Consider the following 3,871-nt stretch of genomic DNA (forward strand, 5'->3'; position numbering starts at 1 on the left):
GCCAATGCACAATACGCTGTCTTTACGGAACCGGATGGTCGAGACCCACGCGGAGACTTCCGAAAGATAGATACGACCGCAAACGGGAAAGGGGAACGTTTTGTGCAGAGCTTGTTCTATGGCATAGTAAATCCATATACTGGAGAGGAAGTGTTCCCTAGACAGGGCACTTGCTGGCGTCATAACAAAGAAGAAATGTTGCGACTTTAACAAGATAAGCGTCTTTATTGGGGGGTGAAGGGTACTGCGCGCACGCCTATGAGAAAATTGTTCGCAAATGAGGCGAAGCAAGGGATGAGTTCCCGGAGCGTTTGGAGCGGATTAGCACTCAATCAGCATGCAAGCGCTGAAATAGAACGCTTGTTTGGTGCAAAGGCTTCATTCGAAACACCGAAACCAGAGCGCCTAATACATCGAGTTTTGCAAATATCGACAAATTACGGAGATATTGTCTTAGACTCTTTTCTTGGTTCCGGTACAACCGCTGCTGTTGCTCAGAAGATGGGCCGCAGATACATCGGTATCGAGATGGGCGATCACGCAGCTTCGCATTGTGTCCCGCGTCTCCGCAAGGTCATTGACGGCGAGCAAGGCGGCATTTCTGAGTCGGTCGGCTGGAAAGGCGGCGGCGGCTTTCGCTTCTATCGCCTCGGTCCCCCGGTGTTCGACTCAGAAGGCCACATTCGGGCCGATATCTCTTTCCCCGTCCTAGCCGCACATGCTGGTTCAGCGAAACCGGGACGCCGTGGAACGGCAAGGGCAAGTCGCCGCTTATTGGCGTCGGGCAGAACCGCGCCTATGGTCTCCTTTACAACGGCGCTCTTGGCGACAAGACGCCCGAAGGCGGCAACGTGCTTACGCGAGCGACGCTCGCGATTCTTCGTGACGAGGCAAAAAAGGCAGGTTTTGCGGGGCAATTCACCGTTTATGGCGAAGCCTGCCGACTGAGCGCCGATAGGCTGGCGCGAGAGGCCATCACCTTCAAACAGACGCCCTACGACGTGAAGGCGCGCAAGTGATGACAAGCGTCATTGCGAGGAGCGAAGCGACGATGCAATCCAGCCGCCGCGCCCGAGGAGTGGACTGCCTCGCTCCGCTCGCAATGACGGGGAAGGGCCGGGCATGGAACTGAAAGAGTTTCAGAAGGACACGCTAAAGGCGCTCGCCGACTTCCTGAAAGACGCGCGCGTCGAAGGGCCGAAAGCCGCCTACGAGAAGCAGTTGCACGACCCCGACCGGAAACGGCGGCTCGGACGATTTGCAAGCGGGTATCGCCCGTTGCAGGAACTGCCGGATACGCCCTACGTCTGTCTGCGGTTGCCGACCGGCGGCGGCAAGACGCTGCTGAGCGCCTATTCGGTCAGTGTCGCGCGCGAAAACTGGATCGAGCGCGACTATCCGCTCGTGCTCTGGCTGACCCCGACCAACACGATCCGCTTGCAGACTGCTGAAGCGCTCAAGAACACGCGCCACCCTTATCGGCAGGCGCTGGACGACAAATTCGAGGGCCGGGTCCGCGTCTTCGATATCGCGGACTTTACGGCCATCCGCCCGCAAGACTTGCGCGACAACACATGCGTCGTGATCGGCACCATTCAGACTCTACGCGTCGACAAGACGGAAGGCCGGAAGGTCTATGCACATAACGAGGAACTGGAGCCCCACTTCACAGGGATACCGGACAACCGGCCGGGTCTGGAAGCCTACGAAAAGGGCGGCGCGACGAAGATCAAGTTCTCGTTCGCGAACCTGATGCATGTGCATCGTCCGCTGATGATCGTGGACGAAGCGCACAATGCTATGACGGGCCTTACGCGCGAAATGCAGGCCCGCGTCAACCCGGCCGCGATCATTGAGTTCACTGCGACGCCGCAGCTCCAGTCGAACATCCTATACAACGTGCGAGCGGAGGAACTGAAACGCGAGGAGATGATCAAACTCCCGATCGTCCTGGCCGAGCACAGGACGTGGCAGGCAGCCGTTACCGCAGCCATCGCCACCCGCGCCAACCTCGCCGCGAAGGCGGCCGCCGATCAGCAGGCGTACATTCGGCCCATTGTCCTCTTTCAGGCGCAGCCGAAGGATGAAGAGGTCAGAGTCGATGTCCTCAAGAAACATCTGACCGAGAACGAGAGTGTTCCCGAGGCGACCATCGCGGTCGCGACCGGCGATCAGCGCGATCTCGACGGACTCAACCTCTTCGATCCTGCGACGAAGATCGAGTATGTGATCACGGTCGAGGCGCTCAAAGAGGGATGGGATTGCTCTTTCGCCTACGTGTTCTGTTCGGTGTCGAACATTCGCAGCGCAACGGCGGTCGAGCAGTTACTCGGCCGTGTTTTACGCATGCCATACGCGAAGCGCCGCGACGCGCCCGAGTTGAACAAGGCGTATGCGCATGTCTCGGAAACCGAGTTCGCGACTACCGCAAAAGCGTTGGTCGACAAGCTCGTTCTCATGGGCTTCGACGACACCGAAGCCGCCGAGAACATTGAAACTGTGCAAGGGGGTTTGACGATGGACTCTTTGTACAGCGTTCTCGGCCTGAACCCGAACTGCGACATACGGTCAGTCTCGCGCGGGAGGTCGCGATTGACCTGCTGACGGAGATCGGCGGCGCCGTGCAGTTCGAGCCGACCGCTGACGGCAGGACGGCTATCTGCATCGCTGGTCCGCTCAGCGAGGAGCACGAAAACATCATCAGCCGGGCGCTGCCGGCGCATGAACGCTCGGGCTTCGCGGCGGCGGCACGAACCTATCGGTACGAGCGCGAGCGAGCGTTGTCCCCCGCGCAGAGAGGCCACGCCTTCATCGCGCCCCGCCTCATGATCGTTGTGCAGGGCGAACTCGTGTTTGCCGATGAGTTTTTCGAGACATTCGACTGGTCGCCGCTCGACTACCGGGCCCTGCTTACGCCGCAGGAATTCGACGTGCGGGAAACCGCGGTCGAGTTCGAGATCGATCTGGACGGCCGAGCCATTCGATACTCAGTGCTCAGCGAACAGGATCGCCTCATTCTCGATGCGCCGGTCGAAGGCTGGGACCGTGTTAACCTCTCGGTCTGGCTCGATAGAGAGATCCGGCAACCCGATATTCCCACCACGCAAATGCTGAGATGGGTTCAGGATGCGCTTACGCATCTGGTCGTCCAGCGTGGGTTGGGCATCGGCACGTTATGGCGCGTCAAATACGTATTGGCGCGCAAGCTGGCCGAGAAAGTCAGCGCTGCGCGCGACGAGGCCCGCAAGAAGGGCTACCAGCGCTATCTGTTCGATCCTGGTGCGATCGTGTCGGTGTCCGCCGAGAACGGATTTCGCTTTCACGCAAACATGTTTTCCGACGTTCGCAAGCAGCCGCCCGGAGGCCGCTATCGTTTTCGGAGACACTACTTAGGAGAGAACAACGTACCCGCTCTCAGCGGCAAGATCGACGGCGAGGAGCCACAGTGCGCTGAATGCATCGACAGCTTGCCTCAGGTGGATTTCTGGGTCCGCAACGTCGCGCGCCATCGTGACGCCTTTTATCTCCCGCGCGCGACGGAAAAGTTCTATCCCGATTTTGTCGCCAAGCTCAAGGACGGGCGAATTTTCGTCGTCGAGTATAAGGGCGAGCGTGACGCCATAAGCCCCGAAACGGACGAGAAGCGCGCCGTCGGCGAACTTTGGGAGCGCAGCGGGGGCGGCCTTTTCCTGATGGTTGAGAAATCGAGAGACGGTCTCGACATCCGAGAGCAGCTTCTCGCGAAACTCGCGTCATCAAGCACGCGAGCTGCGCCAGCGATTCTAAAAGTGCCCTGTGGCTTGGTTCTCATTCGATTTTTTGGACCGAGAGGAGGTGGGGCGGGATGGTGAAGGTGGCGAGGGCTTCGAGG

At 59.3% G+C, this 3,871-nt stretch carries 3 protein-coding genes and 1 pseudogene; all 4 read left to right on the top strand.

Annotation, left to right across the window (positions count from 1 at the left end; all coding sequences use genetic code 11):
- Positions 1-294: 294 nt before the first annotated feature.
- Positions 295-531, top strand: a pseudogene (locus tag ACLP25_RS12455) (DNA methyltransferase); the annotation flags it as partial.
- Between the two features lie 320 nt (positions 532-851).
- Positions 852-1,019, top strand: a complete 168-nt coding sequence (locus ACLP25_RS12460; RefSeq protein WP_442469511.1) for a hypothetical protein — start codon at positions 852-854, stop codon at positions 1,017-1,019.
- 103 nt (positions 1,020-1,122) lie between these two features.
- Entirely contained in the window at positions 1,123-2,604 is a 1,482-nt protein-coding gene (locus ACLP25_RS12465; RefSeq protein ID WP_442469509.1) for a DEAD/DEAH box helicase, read from the top strand.
- A 245-nt stretch (positions 2,605-2,849) separates the two neighbouring features.
- Entirely contained in the window at positions 2,850-3,851 is a 1,002-nt protein-coding gene (locus tag ACLP25_RS12470; protein ID WP_442469510.1) for a hypothetical protein, read from the top strand.
- Positions 3,852-3,871: the final 20 nt, after the last annotated feature.

Origin of the sequence: Roseiarcus sp. (assembly GCF_052145395.1) — a bacterium.
In the GTDB taxonomy this organism is placed as follows: domain Bacteria; phylum Pseudomonadota; class Alphaproteobacteria; order Rhizobiales; family Beijerinckiaceae; genus Roseiarcus.

Coding starts and splice junctions, on each gene's coding strand:
- ACLP25_RS12465 (WP_442469509.1), top strand. CDS start 1,123: ATGGAACTGAAAGAGTTTCAGAAGGACACGCTAAAGGCGCTCGCCGAC.